General features: G+C 64.3%; 13 protein-coding genes. 9 read left to right on the forward strand and 4 right to left on the reverse strand.

Going from position 1 to position 17973, the window contains the following annotated elements; all coding sequences use genetic code 11:
• Positions 1-50: 50 nt before the first annotated feature.
• The 4 genes from NKH04_RS15030 to nagA are packed head-to-tail and all read left to right on the forward strand — an operon-like array spanning position 51 to position 3908.
• The gene (locus tag NKH04_RS15030) at positions 51-932 is read left to right on the forward strand and encodes a glucosamine kinase nucleotide-binding domain-containing protein (protein ID WP_352771460.1); all 882 of its coding nucleotides are present in this window, start codon (positions 51-53) and stop codon (positions 930-932) included.
• Positions 929-1711 (forward strand): GntR family transcriptional regulator, encoded by a 783-nt coding sequence (locus tag NKH04_RS15035; RefSeq protein WP_352472800.1) that lies wholly within the window; start codon positions 929-931, stop codon positions 1709-1711. The genes NKH04_RS15030 and NKH04_RS15035 overlap by 4 nt, the downstream gene beginning before the upstream one ends.
• Positions 1708-2739 (forward strand): SIS domain-containing protein, encoded by a 1032-nt coding sequence (locus NKH04_RS15040; RefSeq protein ID WP_353044491.1) that lies wholly within the window; start codon positions 1708-1710, stop codon positions 2737-2739. The genes NKH04_RS15035 and NKH04_RS15040 overlap by 4 nt, the downstream gene beginning before the upstream one ends.
• Complete coding sequence (gene nagA / locus NKH04_RS15045) at positions 2736-3908, forward strand: N-acetylglucosamine-6-phosphate deacetylase (protein WP_352771457.1); 1173 nt, start codon at positions 2736-2738, stop codon at positions 3906-3908. The genes NKH04_RS15040 and nagA overlap by 4 nt, the downstream gene beginning before the upstream one ends.
• A gap of 2 nt (positions 3909-3910) precedes the next feature.
• Here the strand turns inward: nagA and NKH04_RS15050 are convergent, their stop codons facing one another.
• The 4 genes from NKH04_RS15050 to NKH04_RS15065 form a co-directional block, all read right to left on the reverse strand.
• Complete coding sequence (locus tag NKH04_RS15050; protein ID WP_352771455.1) at positions 3911-5434, reverse strand: malonate--CoA ligase; 1524 nt, start codon at positions 5432-5434, stop codon at positions 3911-3913.
• Positions 5435-5474: 40 nt separating this feature from the next.
• On the reverse strand, positions 5475-6152 hold the full coding sequence (gene rpe / locus NKH04_RS15055) for a ribulose-phosphate 3-epimerase (RefSeq protein ID WP_353044492.1): 678 nt from the start codon (positions 6150-6152) through the stop codon (positions 5475-5477).
• A 220-nt stretch (positions 6153-6372) separates the two neighbouring features.
• Positions 6373-10044, reverse strand: a complete 3672-nt coding sequence (locus NKH04_RS15060) for a DUF7929 domain-containing protein (RefSeq protein WP_352771453.1) — start codon at positions 10042-10044, stop codon at positions 6373-6375.
• Positions 10045-10054: 10 nt separating this feature from the next.
• Positions 10055-12016, reverse strand: coding sequence for a hypothetical protein (locus NKH04_RS15065; protein ID WP_353044493.1), 1962 nt, complete (start codon positions 12014-12016; stop codon positions 10055-10057).
• Between the two features lie 569 nt (positions 12017-12585).
• Here NKH04_RS15065 and dnaK point away from each other — a divergent pair.
• From dnaK to pyrF, 5 genes are all read left to right on the forward strand, one after another.
• The gene (gene dnaK / locus NKH04_RS15070; protein ID WP_023679851.1) at positions 12586-14502 is read left to right on the forward strand and encodes a molecular chaperone DnaK; all 1917 of its coding nucleotides are present in this window, start codon (positions 12586-12588) and stop codon (positions 14500-14502) included.
• Between the two features lie 213 nt (positions 14503-14715).
• Positions 14716-15846, forward strand: a complete 1131-nt coding sequence (gene dnaJ, locus NKH04_RS15075) for a molecular chaperone DnaJ (RefSeq protein ID WP_023679852.1) — start codon at positions 14716-14718, stop codon at positions 15844-15846.
• 117 nt (positions 15847-15963) lie between these two features.
• The gene (pmtA, locus tag NKH04_RS15080) at positions 15964-16569 is read left to right on the forward strand and encodes a phospholipid N-methyltransferase PmtA (RefSeq protein WP_353044494.1); all 606 of its coding nucleotides are present in this window, start codon (positions 15964-15966) and stop codon (positions 16567-16569) included.
• A gap of 60 nt (positions 16570-16629) precedes the next feature.
• Complete coding sequence (locus NKH04_RS15085; protein WP_352457268.1) at positions 16630-17226, forward strand: NADPH-dependent FMN reductase; 597 nt, start codon at positions 16630-16632, stop codon at positions 17224-17226.
• Positions 17223-17936 carry an orotidine-5'-phosphate decarboxylase gene (gene pyrF, locus NKH04_RS15090; protein ID WP_353044495.1) on the forward strand — a complete coding sequence of 238 codons (714 nt, stop codon included), beginning with the start codon at positions 17223-17225 and terminating at the stop codon, positions 17934-17936. Before NKH04_RS15085 ends, pyrF begins: the two co-directional genes overlap by 4 nt.
• The last annotated feature ends 37 nt before the right edge of the window (positions 17937-17973 follow it).

The following is a 17973-nucleotide window of genomic DNA, read 5'->3' on the forward strand; positions in this document are numbered from 1 at the left end:
CCTTGGCTATTGGTATTTTATTGGTATTATCCGCCCGGAGGAGAAATCGCGTGAAATTCGTGCTCGGCATCGATGGCGGCGGCACCAGCTGCAGGGCGGCTCTTGCAACGGCCGACGGCATCGTCCTCGGCCGCGCCAAAAGCGGTGCCGCCAACATCCGAACCGATCTCACCGGCGCCAGGACGAACATCGTCGACGCAGCGCAGCAGGCCTTTGTCGCCGCGGGCAGGGATCCCGCACTGATCCCGCAAACTCCGGCCGTTCTCGGTCTTGCCGGCGCCAATGTCGGCACCTACCGGCAGCAGCTCGAAGCGATCCTGCCGTTTCGCATCAGCCGTGTCGAGACCGACGCCGAGATCGCGCTGGAAGGCGCGGTTGGCTCCGGCGACGGCGCCATGGCCATCCTCGGCACGGGCACCGCCTATATGGCACGCAAACAAGGCAAGTCGCGCGCCATCGGCGGCTGGGGGTTCCAGGTCGGCGACCAGGGCAGCGGCGCCCGTATCGGCCGCGACCTGCTCGAGCAGACGCTGCTCGCCTATGACGGCATCCGCCAGGGATCACCGCTGACGGAGACCATGCTCGCCATCTTCCGCAACAATCCCGAGGATCTGGTCGAATTCACCACCAACGCCAAGCCCGGCGATTTCGGCGGCTTCGCGCCCAAGGTGTTCGAACATGCCGAAAAAGGCGACGTCGTCGCTATCTGGATCCTCGACAAGGCGGTCGCCGATGTCGAAGCAGCGCTTGGCGTGCTCGACCTGGGCGGCGGCGATCCGCTCTGCCTGCTCGGCGGGTTGGCGCCGCTTTACGCGCCGCGCCTGTCGGCCCGCTACCGGGCGCTGCTGAAACCGCCGCTGGACGACGCGCTGGGCGGCGCGGTTCAGATGGCGGCTCGGATTTTCGCAAACACGGCGGAGGCAGCTCGATGAGTGAGGCCGCCGACCAGATATTCGCGGCGCTGAAACAATCGTCGCAGAGTGGCGCGCCGCTCTATCTGCAGCTCAGGAAGAGTATCGAGGATGCCGTCAAACGCGGGCTGATCGGACCTGGCGATGCGCTGCCTTCCGAGCGCGACATCGCTAGCAAGGCCGACATTTCGCGCGTCACCGTGCGCAAGGCGGTGCAGGACCTGGTCAAGGGCGGCATCCTCGTCCAGCGCCATGGTTCCGGTACCTTCGTTGCGCCACGTATGGAGCGCGTCGAGCAGTCGCTGTCGATGCTGACCTCGTTTACCGAGGACATGGCACGGCGCGGCATGGCGGTGCGTTCGGCTTGGCTCGACCGCGGCCTCTATCCGCCGTCGCCCGACGAGATGATGGTGCTCGGCCTGGCGTCGAACGAATTGGTGGCGCGCGTGGCGCGCCTTCGTATCGCCAACGACACGCCGCTGGCGATCGAGCGCGCCTCGCTATCGACAAGCGTGCTGCCCGATCCGGCGGCGATTGGTTCGTCGCTCTACGCCGCGTTGGAAAAGACCGGCAACAGGCCGGTGCGGGCGGTGCAGCGCATTTCCGCCACCAATCTCGGCGATAGCGACGCACAGCTGCTGGAAGTACCGCCGGGCATTGCCGGCCTGCACATCGAGCGTATCTCCTATCTGGCGAGCGGCAAGGTGATCGAGTTTACCCGCTCCATCTACAGGGGCGACGCCTATGATTTTGTCGCCGAACTCCGGCTGAGCGGGCCGGGCGAAGAGGGCCGGCCATGACCGCGACAACGACCCATATGCGGCGCGAGATCGAGGAGATCCCGGAGGCCACCGCCCGTCTGCTCGATGGCTCGGCCGCGGTGCTGACGGAAGCTGGACGCGGCATTCGCGAGCGCGACCCGAATTTCGTCGTCACCGTGGCGCGCGGCTCGTCCGACCATGCCGCGACCTTCATGAAATATGCCGTGGAGTTGACCGCCGGGCTGGCGGTTGCATCGGTCGGCCCGTCGATCGCCTCGATCTATGGCGCCAAGCTGAAGCTGGGCGGCTCGGCCTGCCTGGCGATCTCGCAGTCCGGCAAGAGCCCGGACATCGTTGCAATGGCGCAAGCGGCGAGGACCGGCGGTTCGCTGACCGTCGCCATCACCAACACCGCCGATTCGCCGCTGGCGCGGGCTTCGGACTACGCGATCGACATCCTGGCCGGACCGGAGCGCAGCGTCGCGGCGACGAAGACCTTCGTCAATTCAGCCGTCGCAGGACTCGCCTTGATGGCGCATTGCACCGGCGACGAGAAACTCCTGGTGGCGCTCGCGCGCTTGCCGGAGCATTTTCGCAAGGCGATCGCCTGCGACTGGATGGCGCTGGCCGGGGCGCTGAAGACGCAAAAGTCGCTGTTCATTCTCGGCCGCGGCCCGTCGGCGGCGATCGCCAACGAGGCGGCGCTGAAATTCAAGGAAACCTGCGCCATGCATGCGGAAGCCTATAGTGCCGCCGAGGTCATGCACGGCCCGCTGGCGCTGGTCGGTCCCGGTTTCCCGGTGCTGGCGCTGGCTGCTCGCGATGCGTCCGAGCCATCGGTGGCCGATGCCGCCGACAGCCTGGCCGGCAAGGGCGCTGCCGTCTTTGTGACGTCGAACAAGGCAAAGAGCGCTCAGCGCCTGCCGCATGTCGCAACCGGTCATCCGCTGACCGACCCGCTGACGCTGATCGTGTCGTTCTATGGTTTCGTCGAGGCTTTTGCCCGCCATCGCGGCCTCGACCCCGACACGCCGCCCAATCTGCGCAAGGTAACGGAAACCCTATGAGCGACCGTTTTGCCCTGACTGGCGCCCGGATTTTCGATGGCGAGGACTGGCACGACAATGCGGCGCTTGTCGTGCGCGACGGCCTCGTCGAGGCCATTGTTGCCGCCGGTGCCATTCCATCCGATGTTGCGCGTATCGAGACCGGCGGCGGCATGCTGGCGCCTGGCTTCGTCGATCTGCAGGTCAATGGCGGCGGCGGCGTCATGCTCAACGACCATCCGGACGTCGCCTCGATCGAGACCATCTGCCGGGCGCACGCACCCTTCGGCACGGCGGCGCTGTTGCCGACGCTGATCACCGACACGTCCGAGATCACCGCCGCGGCGGCTGCGGCCGGAGCCGAGGCGGCACGGAGGAAGGTGCCGGGGTTCCTGGGCCTGCACCTCGAAGGGCCGCATCTGTCGATCGCCCGCAAGGGCGCACATGACCCGGCTTTGATCCGGCCGATGCTAGACTCCGACCAGACGATGCTGATCGCCGCACGGAAAGACCTGCCCGTGCTGCTGACGACGGTGGCGCCCGAATCCGTCGAGGCCAGCCAGGTGTCGGCGCTTAGCAAGGCCGGCATTGTCGTCAGCATCGGCCATTCCGATACCGGCTATGCCACGGCTCGCGCCTTTGCCGAGGCCGGCGCAACGGTGGTCACCCATCTGTTCAATGCGATGAGCCAGATCGGCAATCGCGAGCCGGGGCTGGCGGGCGCCGCAATCGATACAGGCACATTCTATGCCGGCATCATCGCCGACGGTATCCATGTCGATCCGGCCACCATGGCCATCGCCTTGCGCGCCAAGCAGGGGCCGGGCAAGATCCTGCTCGTTACCGATGCCATGGCGACGATCGGCACCGACATGACCTCGTTCACGCTGAACGGCCGCACCATCCACCGCAAGGATGGCAGGCTGACACTTGCCGACGGCACGTTGGCGGGCGCGGACCTCGACATGATTTCCGCAGTGCGCTTCATGCACCGCGTCGTCGGCCTCGACCTCGACGAAACCTTGCGCATGGCCTCGCTCTATCCGGCGCAGGCGATCGGCCAGTCGCACCGGCTCGGGCGCTTCGCCAACGGTACCGCGGCCAACATCGTTTCGCTGTCGGACGATCTGGACATTAAAAGCGTCTGGATCGATGGTGCCAGGGTTTTTGCAGGCAGCCCTGCTCGTTAGGGTTAGCCGGCTTTGGACGTATAGAGGTCCTTGTAGGCTTCGCGCAGCAGGTTCTTCTGCACCTTGCCCATCGTGTTGCGCGGCAGTTCGTCGACGAAGATCACCCGTTTCGGATGCTTGTACCTGGCGAGGTGCCCGGCGATGGCCTCGACGATCCCTGCGGCGCTGATGGTCGAGCCCGGCGCCCTCACCACGACAGCGGTGACGCCTTCGCCGAAATCCGGATGGGCAACGCCGATGACAGCGCTTTCGGCGACGCCAGGCAGCGCGTCGATCTCGCTCTCGACTTCCTTTGGATAGATATTGTAGCCCCCGGAAATGATCAGGTCCTTGCCGCGGCCGACGATGTGGACATAGCCGTCAGCATCGATCAGTCCGAGATCGCCGGTGATGAAGAAACCGTCGTCACGGAACTCCGCTTTGGTCTTTTCCGGCATGCGCCAGTAGCCGCAAAAGACATTGGGACCCCTCACCTCGATCATGCCGACATCGCCCTTGGCAAGTGTTTCGCCGCTCTCGGGGTCGGTGATGCGCAGGGAGACGCCGGGCAGGGGAAACCCGACCGTGCCGGCACGCCGCTCGCCATCATAAGGATTCGACGTGTTCATGTTGGTCTCGGTCATGCCGTAGCGCTCGAGGATGGCGTGGCCGGTGCGCTCTCGCCAGGCTCTGTGCGTCTCGGCCAAAAGCGGCGCCGAGCCGGAAATGAACAGGCGGATGTTTTTCGCCGCTTGCCGGTTCAAACCGTCCTGCTGCAGCAGGCGGACGTAGAATGTCGGCACGCCCATCAGCACGGTGGCGCGCGGCAGCAGCGAGACGATGCGGGCCGGGTCGAATTTGGTTTCGAACAGCATCGAGGCGCCGGCCATCAGGACGACATTGGTGGCGACGAAAAGGCCATGCGTATGGAAAACCGGCAGCGCGTGAATCAGCACGTCTGCGGCAGTGAAGCGCCAGAGGTCGACCAGCACCCGCGCATTGGAGGCGAGGTTTTCGTGGCTGAGCATGGCGCCTTTCGAACGGCCGGTGGTGCCGGATGTGTAGAGGATCGCAGCAAGGTCGTCCGGTCCGCGCGCCACGTCGTGGAAGTCCATGGCCGCCTCAGAGGCCCGATCGGTCAACGAACCCTCGCCCTTGCTGCCGAGTGTCGCGACCGCAGCGCCCGAGGTCTGCGCCAAAGCGCCGATCTCGGTCACTCGCGCCGGGTCGCAGACGATCAGTCGCGGCTCGGCATCCCTGAAGAAATAGTCGAGCTCGGTCAGCGTATAGGCGGTGTTGAGCGGCAGGAAGATCGCGCCGGCACGCAGACAGGCGAGATAGAGGAAAATGGCCTCCGGGCTCTTCTCGACCTGAACGGCGACGCGGTCGCCGGCTTCGACGCCCAGCTGCGACAGCACATGTGCCAGTTGAGCGGAGCGCGCCAGCATTTCGCCATAGCTGATCGAGCGCCCGTCCTCTGCCTCCATCAACAGGCGTCCGGGCGTGGGCATCCGGGCACGGAAAGTATCGAACAGATGGTTGCTCAAAAGTCCCCCCGAGCGGCTGTCTCCGGCCGAACGGCGGCGGTCAGCCGGCCGCCTTTTCCGCCGCTGCCCTGATTGCCTCGATGTTTGCCCGATAGGCTGCGACGCTGCCGCCCTTGAAAATGGCCGCACCGGCGACCAGCACGCTGGCGCCGGCGGCGGTGACCAGGGGCGCAGTTTCCGGCGAAATGCCGCCGTCGATCTCGATCCGGATCGGCCTGTCACCGATCAGCGCCTTCACCCGCTTCACCTTGTCTACGATCGCCGGAATGAAGGCCTGGCCGCCGAAGCCCGGATTGACCGTCATGATCAGGATAAGATCGAGCCGGTCGAGCACGTATTCGATCATCGTCTCCGGTGTCGCGGGGTTGAGTGACACGCCGGCCTTCTTGCCAAGGTTTTTGACCGTTTGCAGCGACCGGTCGAGATGTGGCCCGGCTTCGGCGTGCACCGTGATGCCGTCGCACCCGGCCTCAGCGAAGGCGGCCAGATAGGGGTCGGCGGGGGCGATCATCAGATGGCAGTCGAAGAAAGCCTTGGTGCGGTTGCGGATCGCCTTGATCACCGGCGGCCCGAAGGTGATGTTGGGGACGAAATGCCCGTCCATGACGTCGAGATGGATCCAGTCGGCGCCGGCGGCCGCCACCGCCTCGACCTCGTCGCCGAGCTTCGAGAAATCGGAAGCCAGCACCGATGGCGCGATCAGGGTTTTTTTGCTCATGACGCGGTCTCCCCGAACGCCTCGGTTTACGGCCCCTCTGTATCGCCTGCCTAGACCATGAGTCGAGTCCGGAAAGTGGAAGCCGGTTTGTCCTTCCGCTGATGCCACGGCTTCAGGTTTTCGCTGCTCTTTCATCTGCCAGCCAAAGAAAAACCCGCCGGATCGCTCCGGCGGGGTTTTCTTGATCGAATGATCACCGTTTTGAAGTTCGCGTGCGATCCTATTGCTCGAGCTGCGGCTTGCGCCTTGGCAGCTGCTGAAGAACATCTGGATTCAGCAGCAGGCTCGGTTTGCGGATCGGCTGGCACTGGCCATTAATCGGCCGCGCGCCCGGTGCGCACTCCAGCCGCGGTTTGCGGCAGGCGCCGTCGCGCAGCTCTGTCCCACGCGGGCAGACGCAGACGCCACGCTTGTTGTGGATCTGACCAGGTATCGAGCACTCCACCACAACAGGCTTCTTGCGCCTGCAGGCATTGCCTTGCACTTCCGTGCCTTTCGGGCAGACGCAATCGCCTCCGGCGTCGTGGATCTGCCCGCGGATGGTGCACTGCTCCGGCTTCGGCTGGATTGGCCGGCAGGCATTGCCCCTGACTTCCATACCCCGCGGGCAGACGCAATCGCCAGCGGCGTTATGGATCTGGCCCCGAATGGTGCACTGCTCGGGTTTCGGCTGGATTGGCCGGCAGGCATTGCCTTTGACTTCGGTGCCCCGCGGGCAGACGCAATCGCCGGCAGCGTCGTGGATCTGGCCACGGATGGTGCACTGCTCGGGCTGCGGCTTGCTGCCCACGCAAGCGCCGTTCTCCAGCTCGGTTCCGCGCGGACAGACGCAGCGTCCGTCTTCGGTACGGATCTGGCCTTTGAGCAGAACGCAAGGTTTTGGCTTCGGCACGATGACTGTGCCGCCCCCGGACGAGCATTGGCCATTGCGGAAGGTCGTGCCGGGCGGGCAGACGCAGTTGCCGGCGTCGTTCATGACGAAGCCTTGCGAGCATTCCTTCTTCACCTCATTCCTGATGGTGAAGGGATGGCAGGCATAGGCCTTGCCGCGATCGCCCTGCACGTCGGCCGCACCGCGGGACAGCACGTCGCCACCGCCTTGCACCGGCGTGTTCGGAGACAGCACGCCGACGCAGTTCTGGCCGTTGACAATGCCCTGCAGATTGGCCAGACGGCCGTCGTCGGGAATAGTCACGGTCACTGTGTGCACGTGGCTTTCCCCGGCGCCGAGCGTGAGTTGGGCGATGCAGGACAGAGGCAAGATTGCCGGCTCCGGCAAGCAGCCGAAGGGCGGATCGATCGAGGTGATCGCAACGCCTTCCAGCCGGCCGAGGCCTTCGACGCCGATCGCATCGCCGAGGCGAACCGGACCGGAGAAGGCGCTCGCGCCATCGTTCGTGATGGCGATCTCGAACGAGCAGGGCTGGCCGGGCTTGCACTCGGCATCACCGGTCTTCTCGACGCGGATGGTCGAGGCGCCGCTGCCCTTGGCGCAGGCCTGGCCGATCGGATAGACGATGTCGTCTCCCGGAGCCGGGCCGTAGGAGCCGCGTGCGCAGTTCTCGAATTCGCCGTTCGCGGCAACCGTCACGTCGAAATGGCGGCTGGTTCCAGGCGTCATGACGGCGCCGGGAATCTGGCACGACAGCGCATTGGCCGGAACCGGTCCGCAAGCCCATTCCGCGCCGTCTGGGGTGACGGTCTGGATCTGGACCGGCGCTCCGCCGGCTATCAGCGTCGCGGCATCGTTGACCCGTACCGGACCGGTCGGGGCAGTGGTGCCGAGACTGATGACGGTAATGCGGCAGGAAACGACCGCAGCACCGGCCAGCGAACCATTGCAAACCTTGGTGATGCGCAGGGCCGGCTGGCCGGCATTCGGATGACGGATGCGTTCCTTGGCGCAGGCCCTGTTGTTGGTGATGTCGTTCTCACCGGGAATAGCTTTCACCTCGGCGCAGTTCTCGACACTGTCGGGCCGGTAGTTGGCCGGCATCACCGCCCTGACGAAGATCGGCGTCGAGGCGCCAGGCAACAGCACGATGCCGGCATTGTCGCAGCGGAACTGGCCGGGGCCGTTCGGTCCGCATGTCCATGGCGGCGTCGGGCCGAAGGTCGAGGATGCCGGCACGCCGCCCGGATAGGTATCGACGACCGTCAGCGGCCCATTATAGGGGACGCTGCCATTGTTGATTATGTCGACCACGAAGGTGCAGACGCCATCGGCCGAACAGAATTCGGTGCGGGCGCGCTTCTTCAGGATCAGGTCGACCTTCTTCTCCACCGGCGGCCGGCAGTTGCGGTCACGATCGCCACGCCGGCAGACCGGGATCGAAGCACAGCCGCGATCGTTTTGCTGGCTGCCGAAAAGCGGCTTGCCGCTGGCGCCGTAATTGTAAGTGGCGCAGTTGCGCAAGGCGCTGCCTCGCCAGCCTGCGGCCGGCTTGAAGCCGAGCTTGAGGTCGACAGAGGCACCCGGATTGAGCGTGGTCACCGGATGAGTGCAAATCATCGGGGTGGTTCCAGGCGCGCAGACCCAAGGCGGGTTCGGCCCTGAATCGAGGGTGGAGCCAGCCGGCAGGGTGACTTCGTTGAGCACGATCTTGCCGTGGTAGGGTGCATCGCCGACATTGGTGACCCTGATGGTGAAGTCGCAGCCGCCACCCACCGTGCAACGTTGCACGTCGGCGCGCTTTTCGACTTTCAGATCCGGTTCCTTGTCCTTCGGTGGGCAGCGCTGATCACGCGGGATGACGATATCGACAGTCTGCGTACAGCACAGGCCCCACCCCTCCCTCGGGCCGGCATAGGTTTCGACACCGGTGACGATGATGTGGATGACGTCGCCGGGTGAAGCGCCGACGATCTTCCAATTGAGCACACCGCCGCCCGCCGGCACCAATTGCGTGTCGGGAATGATGGTGATGCCGGGTGTCGTCGTCGAAAGCTGCACCCATTTGCCAGCCATCTCCGGGCCGACCGGCATGTGGTAGATGAAGGCGCCGCCGCCGGGCACGCAATCGACCGTGCCGCGCTCCACCTTGAAGCATTCCTTGCCGGGAGGTGGAGGCGGCGGGTTGCACCTGGTGACGTCGATCTTGATCGACGCCTTTGCACCCGTGAGATAATTGCCGTCGTCCGGCTTGCCCGGATCCTGCGACAGGATTTCGATGCCGGCGCCGCGTTCGCGGCTGACCTTGACCACGCCCTGGTTGTGAACGGTCGTCGGCGACGGAAACGCCGCATGATCAATCTTGGCGGTGATCTGGAACGTGACGACGCGCTCGTTCGCAGCGCCGATGCCGTCGAGATCGCTGGCGGAAATCCGGAAATCGGGTACCGTCGCGGTATCGTCCGGTGTAGCCGAACTGCTGATCGCAGCAGCGGGCAGCGGTCCGCCGGACGCATCGGTGCCGTCGCCGGTCACATGCACGCCGACGATGCGCAGGCCGTGCGGGAGCTGGTCCCTGAAATCGAGCCTGACCTTTTTCAGCATGGCGGCGAGGTCCGGGCTGGCAAAACCCTGCGGATTGCCGCGCAAGCCAAAGCTCAGCGAGTATACGACATAGTCGCAGCCTCTCTGGGTGCCTTTCTTGGTGAAGAAGGGCACGATCCGGCCCGGCTCCGGATTGACGATGCGAGGATTGTCAAAATCGAGCTTGGTATCGGGAATGACAGTGCCCGCATCGGCAGGCTTGGTCTTGGCCGGAGCAAGGTCTTCAGCGAAGCCTTGCAGCGGGCTCAGCATGGCGACCGCGATACCGGCCGCCATCAGCCAGCGCGCGCCGCGCCTGGCGAGTGACAGGGGTTTCACGATGGTCTCCATGACGAATGATTGTTTGCCGGTTGACTGGCTGCTTGTCGCAGGCGGGAAAAATGCGAGATTGCTCATCTTCCCCTCCTCACGGCTCGCAGCTGACGGCTGGGGCTCTGAGCGGCAAGGTCATCTTGCAGCAAGGATAGTAGCCACCCTTGTCGCTATCGGACTGCCTGTAGAAGCAGAGCCCGACATCGACCGTATCGCCAGGGTAATGGCCGGTGATGCCGATCGTGTATGGCGCGCCGGGCGCATGCGACAGAGGTGAAGTCACCCCAACGCCAGGCGTCCTGGACAGAGCCTTGATCGAATCGCCGCCAAAGCCGGCATGGTCATGGAGATAGAGATCGGCCTCGAGGCCGGAGGGCGTGCAGAAATACCTGACATCCTCGACATCGAGGCAAGGAGGCAGATTGCCGGGGGGCGGAAAGTCCGGCGGATAGAACGGTGGCAGATAGCCGCCCGGCACCTGCTCGTAATAGCCGGCACGGCCTTCGCAGGGGCGCCAGACCTCGACGTCGCCGACATGGCCTTCGACTTCCGGGTCTTCGAAATAATTGTCGAAGTCGACGAACCACGAGCCGAAAGGCGGCATGTTGGCCGGCTTGACCAGTGCCGTCGGCGTGATTTGCACGCCGTGCACGGCGAGCGGCCCGCCGGCTGCGAGTTGTTCGGCAAGCTCCGGGTTGTCGCGCAACTTGTCGCCGGTATCGACCAGCGTGTCGGTGCAGACGCCGGTATCGAGATTGCCTTCGGCATCGTAGCCATATTGCAGGTCGAGGCCGCCGGCCGACTGTCGGTTGTTTTGCGGGAAGCCGACCGCATATTCCTGCGGCACTTCCACCCAGGCCGATTCCGTCGCCGGATCGTCCGGATTTTCGCGCCAGTAGCGGATGACCTCACCCTTGCCGGAATCGGCGAACTGGCTGTAGTCGTAGCGGTTCTCCACCGGGCCGCGCTGGGCCAGGTACATGAAGCCTTCGTTGTCGAAGGCGATGTCGGTGACCGCGTAATCCTTGTCGGCCTTGACCGTCAGTTCCCAGCGCGGGTCGCCGGCGAAACTGCCGTCGCCGGCAACGCCCACCGACCAGATCTCCGCCTTATCACCGACCGAATAATAGAGCCGGCCGCCACGATAGGCGACCGACCAGACGCGGCGCTCGTCCTGCGTGTAGCCCCAGCTGTCGGGGTCCTCGCTGTCGAAGGCACCACCCTGGATGTCCATCACCGAGCCGTCGTCGGCAAGGGCGGCAAGCCCGTGCGCCGGGCGGCCGGCTATGCCGTGGTCGAACGTGTCGAGCAGCGCGCCATTGGCGTCGATGCGGTGGATGAGGCCGGTGTCGAGATCGCTGGCGAAGAACTGGCGGTGGATATTGTCGAACGTGACGTCGCCGATGCCGGGACCGCTATTGGCGTCGATATCGGCGAATTTCGAGACGGCGCCGGTGATGCCATCGATCTTCCAGATCGTTCCGGGGCCGCCGCCGTTTTCGGTGCCGAACTGGCCGTCCATGAAGACAGCGTCAGCCGTGCCGCGGCGCTGCCGCTCCGGCCGGCCGTCGGCATCGCCGTCTGGCGTGACTATGCGGATGCCGTGCAGCGACGTGGCGCCGGCATAGAGGTTTGGAATGGCCGATGGAACGCCGTCGCGCACGCCGTCGTCGTAGGTGATGCCGAACACCTGGCCGATTTGCCCGGCTGTGACCTCGAACGGTGGCGGGGTGAAGACCAATTGGCCAGACGCCGGCCCGCCCAGCCTTGAGACGTCGAAGATGCGCAAGGTCGCGCGCGCCGTGTCGATGAAGGTTTCGTCGACGGGATCGACGCCCGGCGGCAGGCCTTCCTCGAAATTTGGAATGATGGTGCCGGAGAATCCGGTCACTGCCATCGAGCCGGGATAGATGATCCGGGTTTCCTGAGCCTGGGCCGAGCCACCGAGCCAGAGCCCAGCGGCGAGCGCCAGGATCGACAATCCGCTGGCAGCCTGGATGGCGCGGCGCAAACGGCCGGCACGAGAGCGCACGAACGCGCCGTGGTCGCAAGACATGGATCTCCCCCCACAGGTCATGGGAGAAACATCCGGTCCCGGCGCGCAAATCAGGGCAAGGCGCGGCGTTCCGGCACGTTCGTCCCTGATCGAATTGTCTGCTTTCCTCAACGTCACGATACGCCTGCGTCCGCGCAGGGTCAACGGAACCGGCGAAAAGCCCAGCGCATCGACCGGTCCCGAAGGCGATGGTCGCGCTGAGCTCCTGCTGTTCCCGGAGACCGTGGAGCCTCTGGATCTGTGGTCATGGGGCTTTCCTTTCCGGGGCCGCACCACGCGGCACCTGAGCGTCAGTCGCGGGGCGAGGCGGAAAGGTTCATGGGCCGGGGGCCGGGCCGGCTGGATCACCGCCGAAAATACGGGCCTGCCGGTCCCGAATCCGATCAACCGCGATGAATGGTGAACGCCTTGCGCAGAATGCTTGCGCGCCACGCAGCCTGTTCTTATATACGCGCCAAGCCGTCCAGCGCCGAATGCCGGTTGCCGGAGCGGAATTTCTTGTGAACAGGGGCTTTCGTCGGAACGCCTGTACGGGTCCTGAGAGCCTGCTTAGCGGAGAGATTAGAGAAATGGCAAAAGTAATCGGTATCGATCTGGGAACAACCAACTCCTGTGTCGCCATCATGGACGGCAAGGAATCCAAGGTGATCGAGAATGCGGAAGGCGCCCGCACGACCCCTTCCATCGTCGCCATCAACAGCGACGGCGAGCGCCTCGTCGGCCAGCCGGCCAAGCGCCAGGCGGTTACCAATCCTGAGAACACCATTTTCGCGGTCAAGCGCCTGATCGGCCGCCGCTACGACGATCCGGTGACGGAGAAGGACAAGAAGCTTGTCCCCTACAAGATCGTCAAGGGCGACAATGGCGACGCCTGGGTCGAGGCCGGCGGCAAGAAGCAGTCGCCTAGCCAGATCTCGGCGATGATCCTGCAGAAGATGAAGGAAACGGCGGAGGCCTATCTCGGCGAGAAGGTCGAGAAGGCAGTCATCACCGTTCCGGCCTATTTCAACGACGCCCAGCGCCAGGCGACCAAGGATGCCGGCAAGATCGCCGGCCTCGAAGTGCTGCGCATCATCAACGAGCCGACGGCGGCAGCACTTGCCTATGGACTGGACAAGAAGGAAGGCAAGACGATTGCCGTCTATGACCTTGGCGGCGGCACGTTCGATATTTCGGTGCTCGAAATCGGCGACGGCGTGTTCGAGGTGAAGTCGACCAATGGCGACACCTTCCTCGGGGGCGAGGATTTCGACATGCGTCTGGTCGAATATCTGGCGGCCGAGTTCAAGAAGGAACAGGGCATCGACCTGCGGAACGACAAGCTCGCCCTTCAGCGCCTCAAGGAAGCGGCTGAAAAGGCCAAGATCGAGCTGTCGTCCACCACGCAGACCGAGATCAACCTGCCCTTCATCACCGCCGATGCCACCGGCCCCAAGCACCTGACGCTGAAGCTGACGCGGGCGAAGTTCGAGAGCCTGGTCGAGGATCTCGTCCAGCGCACGATCGATCCTTGCAAGGCGGCACTCAAGGATGCCGGCCTGAAGGCCGGCGAAATCGACGAAGTCGTCCTGGTCGGCGGCATGACCCGTATGCCCAAGATCCAGGAGATCGTGAAGCAGTTCTTCGGCAAGGAGCCGCACAAGGGCGTCAACCCGGATGAGGTCGTCGCGTTGGGCGCCGCTATCCAGGCCGGCGTGCTGCAGGGCGACGTCAAGGACGTGCTGCTGCTCGACGTGACGCCGTTGTCGCTCGGCATCGAGACGCTGGGCGGCGTGTTCACGCGGCTGATCGAACGCAACACGACGATTCCGACAAAGAAGAGCCAGGTGTTCTCCACGGCCGAGGATTCGCAGTCGGCGGTGACCATCCGCGTCTTCCAGGGCGAGCGTGAAATGGCCGCCGACAACAAGGCGCTCGGCCAGTTCGATCTGGTCGGCATCCCGCCTGCGCCGCGCGGCGTGCCGCAGATCGAGGTCACCTTCGACATCGACGCCAACGGCATCGTCAACGTCTCGGCCAAGGACAAGGGCACCGGCAAGGAGCACCAGATCCGCATCCAGGCGTCCGGCGGCCTTTCGGACGCCGACATTGAGAAGATGGTCAAGGACGCCGAGGCCAATGCCGAAGCCGACAAGAAGCGGCGCGCGCTGGTCGAGGCCCGCAACCAGGCCGAGGCGCTGGTGCATTCCTCGGAGAAGTCTCTGAAGGAATACGGCGAGAAGGTTTCCGAGGCCGACCGCACGGCGATTGCCGATGCGATCGCGGCGCTGAAGACCGCTGCCGAAGGCGACGATGTGACCGAGATCGAGGCCAAGACGCAGACGCTCGCCGAAGTCTCGATGAAGCTCGGCCAGGCCATGTACGAGGCTTCACAGAAGGAAGCCGCCGAGGCCGACGCCAAGGCTGATGCCGCCAAGGACAGTGACGTCGTCGATGCCGACTTCGAGGAAATCGACGAAGACGACGAGAAGAAGAAGTCGGCCTGAACCGCCTGACGGTACAGGTAAGGGAGAAAGCCCGGCGCACAGCCGGGCTTTTTTGCAACCCTTTGCCGGAAAAACGCTGCGCTGCCCGAAAAAATGCGGACAAAGCCTCGTAGACACTGGCATCGCGCCTCCATCACACCTAAATCGGAACAGCGTGCCGGCAAACGACGCAACGATGCTTCAAGACGTTGACTATCCGGACTGCGGGAAAACATGAAAGCTGATTTTTACGAAACGCTAGGCGTGCAAAAGGGCGCCGACGAGAAGGAGCTCAAGAGCGCTTTTCGCAAGCTCGCCATGCAGTTCCATCCCGACCGCAACCCAGGCGACCATGCCTGCGAGCACAAGTTCAAGGAAATCAACGAAGCCTACGAGACACTGAAGGACCCGCAGAAGCGCGCCGCCTATGATCGCTTCGGCCACGCCGCCTTCGAGCACGGCGGTATGAATGGCGGGGCGCAAGGCTTTGGCGCCGGCGGCTTCGCCGACATTTTCGAAGACATTTTCGGCGACATGATGGGCGGGCGCCAGCGCCGCTCGTCCGGCGGCCGCGAGCGCGGCGCCGACCTGCGCTACAATATGGAAATTACGCTGGAAGAGGCATTTTCCGGCAAGACCGCGCAGATTCGGGTGCCAGCCTCGATTTCCTGCTCGGAATGCTCGGGCAGCGGCGCCAAGCCTGGCACCCAGCCCGTCACCTGCTCGATGTGCAACGGCCACGGCAAGGTGCGCGCCACGCAAGGCTTCTTCTCGATCGAGCGCACCTGCCCGCAATGCCAGGGGCGCGGCCAGACCATCAAGGATCCGTGCCCGAAATGCGCTGGCCAGGGCCGTGTCACCGAGGAGCGCTCGCTGTCGGTAAACATCCCTGCCGGCATCGAGGATGGCACCCGCATCCGGCTGGCCAATGAGGGCGAGGCCGGCCTGCGCGGCGGCCCGTCGGGCGATCTCTACATCTTCCTCGCGGTCAAGCCGCACGAATTCTTCCAGCGCGACGGGGCCGATCTTTATTGCAAGGTGCCGATCTCGATGACGACGGCAGCGCTTGGCGGCTCGTTCGAGGTGACGACACTGGACGGTACCCAGACGAAGGTGAAGGTGCCGGAAGGCACCCAGAACGGTCGCCAGTTCCGCCTCAAGGGCAAGGGCATGCCTGTGCTGCGCCAGCCCAATATCGGCGACCTCTACATCCAGACCGTGGTTGAGACGCCGCAGAACCTTTCGCGCCGTCAGCGCGAATTGCTGGAGGAATTCGAGCAGCTTTCCTCAAAGGACAATTCGCCTCAGTCGAGCGGATTTTTCGCCCGCATGAAAGACTTTTTCGAAACGTTCGGCGAGCACTGAAGCTGATCCCTGGAAAATGCTTCCCGAGCGTCATCAACACCTTATCCGGGGATTCGCCTTGTCTTGCACCTCGTAACTGCTAAGTAGCATGCGAGGGAGCGTTGAGGAGGACTTTCGATGACGCGTAGTCCCGGACTGCGAAAGACGCTGGCGGAAAAGTTCGACGACGAGCTGAAGTTCTTCAAGGGCTGGATCGACAAGCCGAAGGCGGTCGGTTCGATCGTCCCGACCAGTTCCATCACCGCAGGCAAGATGGCCTCGATCGTCGATCCGACATCCGGCCTGCCGGTGCTCGAGGTCGGACCCGGTACAGGCGTCATCACACGCGCCATCCTCGCCCAGGGCATTAAGCCTGAGAATCTCTACGCGGTCGAATATTCCACTGATTTCGTGCGCCATCTGCGCCAGCTTTATCCAGGCGTCAACGTCATCGAGGGCGACGCCTTCAATCTCGACGCGACGCTTGGCGACAAGCGCGACCTGATCTTCGATTCCGTGATATCGGGGGTGCCGCTGCTCAATTTCCCTGTCGCCCAGCGCATCGTCTATGTCGAGAGCCTGCTCGACCGCATCCCGGCGGGCCGGCCGATCGTGCAGCTGACTTACGGGCCGCTGTCGCCGATCCCGCCGGGCCGCGGCGACTATACGGTCGAGCATTTCCATTTCGTCATCCGCAACATTCCGCCGACGCAGCTTTGGATCTACCGACGCGGGGCCGCATGAATTGAAGCGTTGGGTTTGAATAGCACTTGTCTTATACCCATCGGGTGACAAGGCAGACCCATGGCTGTGATCCCGAAAATTCTCGTTGTCGCCGGTTCGGTGCGCAGCGGCGCCTATAGCGGCAGGACCGCCGACGTGGCACAGAAGGAACTTGCCATGCAGGGCGCCGAGGTGACCCGCATCTCGCTCGCCGACTATCCGCTGCCGATCCTCGACCAGGATTTGGAAAAGGACGAAGGCATTCCCGAAAACGCCGTCAAGCTCGGCCGGATGATCGCCGCCCATGACGGGCTGCTGATCGCGACGCCCGAATATAACGGCTCCATTCCACCGTTGCTCAAGAACAGCATCGACTGGGTGAGCCAGCTGCGCAAGGATGGCGGCCGGACGTTCAGGCCACTTGCCGGCAAGGTCGCCGGCCTCTGCTCGTCTTCCAACGGACCCTTCGGCGGGATACGCTGCATCAACCATCTGCGCGCCGTTCTGGTACGCTGCCGGATGGAGGTGGTGACACCGGAATGCTCGGTGCCGGAGGGCGGCTACGCCTTCGACGACGAGGGCAAGTTCAGGGACGAGAGACTACGCCAATCGATGGAGCACCTATGCCGAACGCTGATCGAAACCTCGCGCATGCTGTCGACGCGGATCGAGGCATGATCCCGGACGCCGCGCATGCCGACACGATGCAGGAAAGGTTGATCGTCGGCCTCGACCTGCCGACGCTGAAGGAAGCCGAGAAAGCGGTGCGCGAGCTCGATGGGATCGTCTCCTTCTACAAGATCGGTTACCATCTCGCCTTTGCCGGCGGGCTCGACTTCGCCCGCGAGCTGGCCAGCGGCGGCACCAGGATCTTTCTCGACATGAAGCTGCTCGACATCGACAACACGGTGGCCAGGGGCGTCGAAAACATCGCCAGGATGGGCATGAGCATGCTGACCATCCATGCCTATCCGAAGACGATGAAGGCGGCGGTCGAGGCTGCCAGGGGCAGCGACCTTTGCCTGCTCGGGGTCACCGTGCTGACCTCGATGGACGAGCAGGACGTGATCGACGCCGGCTATGAGTATGATCCGCATACACTGGTGCTGAGGCGCTCCGAGCAGGCGCTGCATGCCGGCATGGGCGGCATCGTCTGCTCGGCCGAAGAAGCCGAGGCGGTGCGCCGCATCGTCGGCCCCGACCTGGCCGTGGTGACGCCGGGAATCCGGCCGAAGGGCAGCGACCATGGCGACCAGAAACGGGTGGTGACGCCGGCGCAGGCGATCCGCAACGGCTCCAGCCATCTCGTCATCGGCCGGCCGATCGTCGGAGTGGCCGACAGGCGGGCGGCGGCGGAAGCGATCCTCGATGAAATGCGCTCGGCCTGAGGACCAATTCCGAAACTTGCTCCGGCGGCCGTCTGAC

The sequence above is a fragment of the Mesorhizobium sp. M1365 genome (assembly GCF_040317865.1).
Taxonomy (GTDB): Bacteria; Pseudomonadota; Alphaproteobacteria; order Rhizobiales; family Rhizobiaceae; genus Mesorhizobium.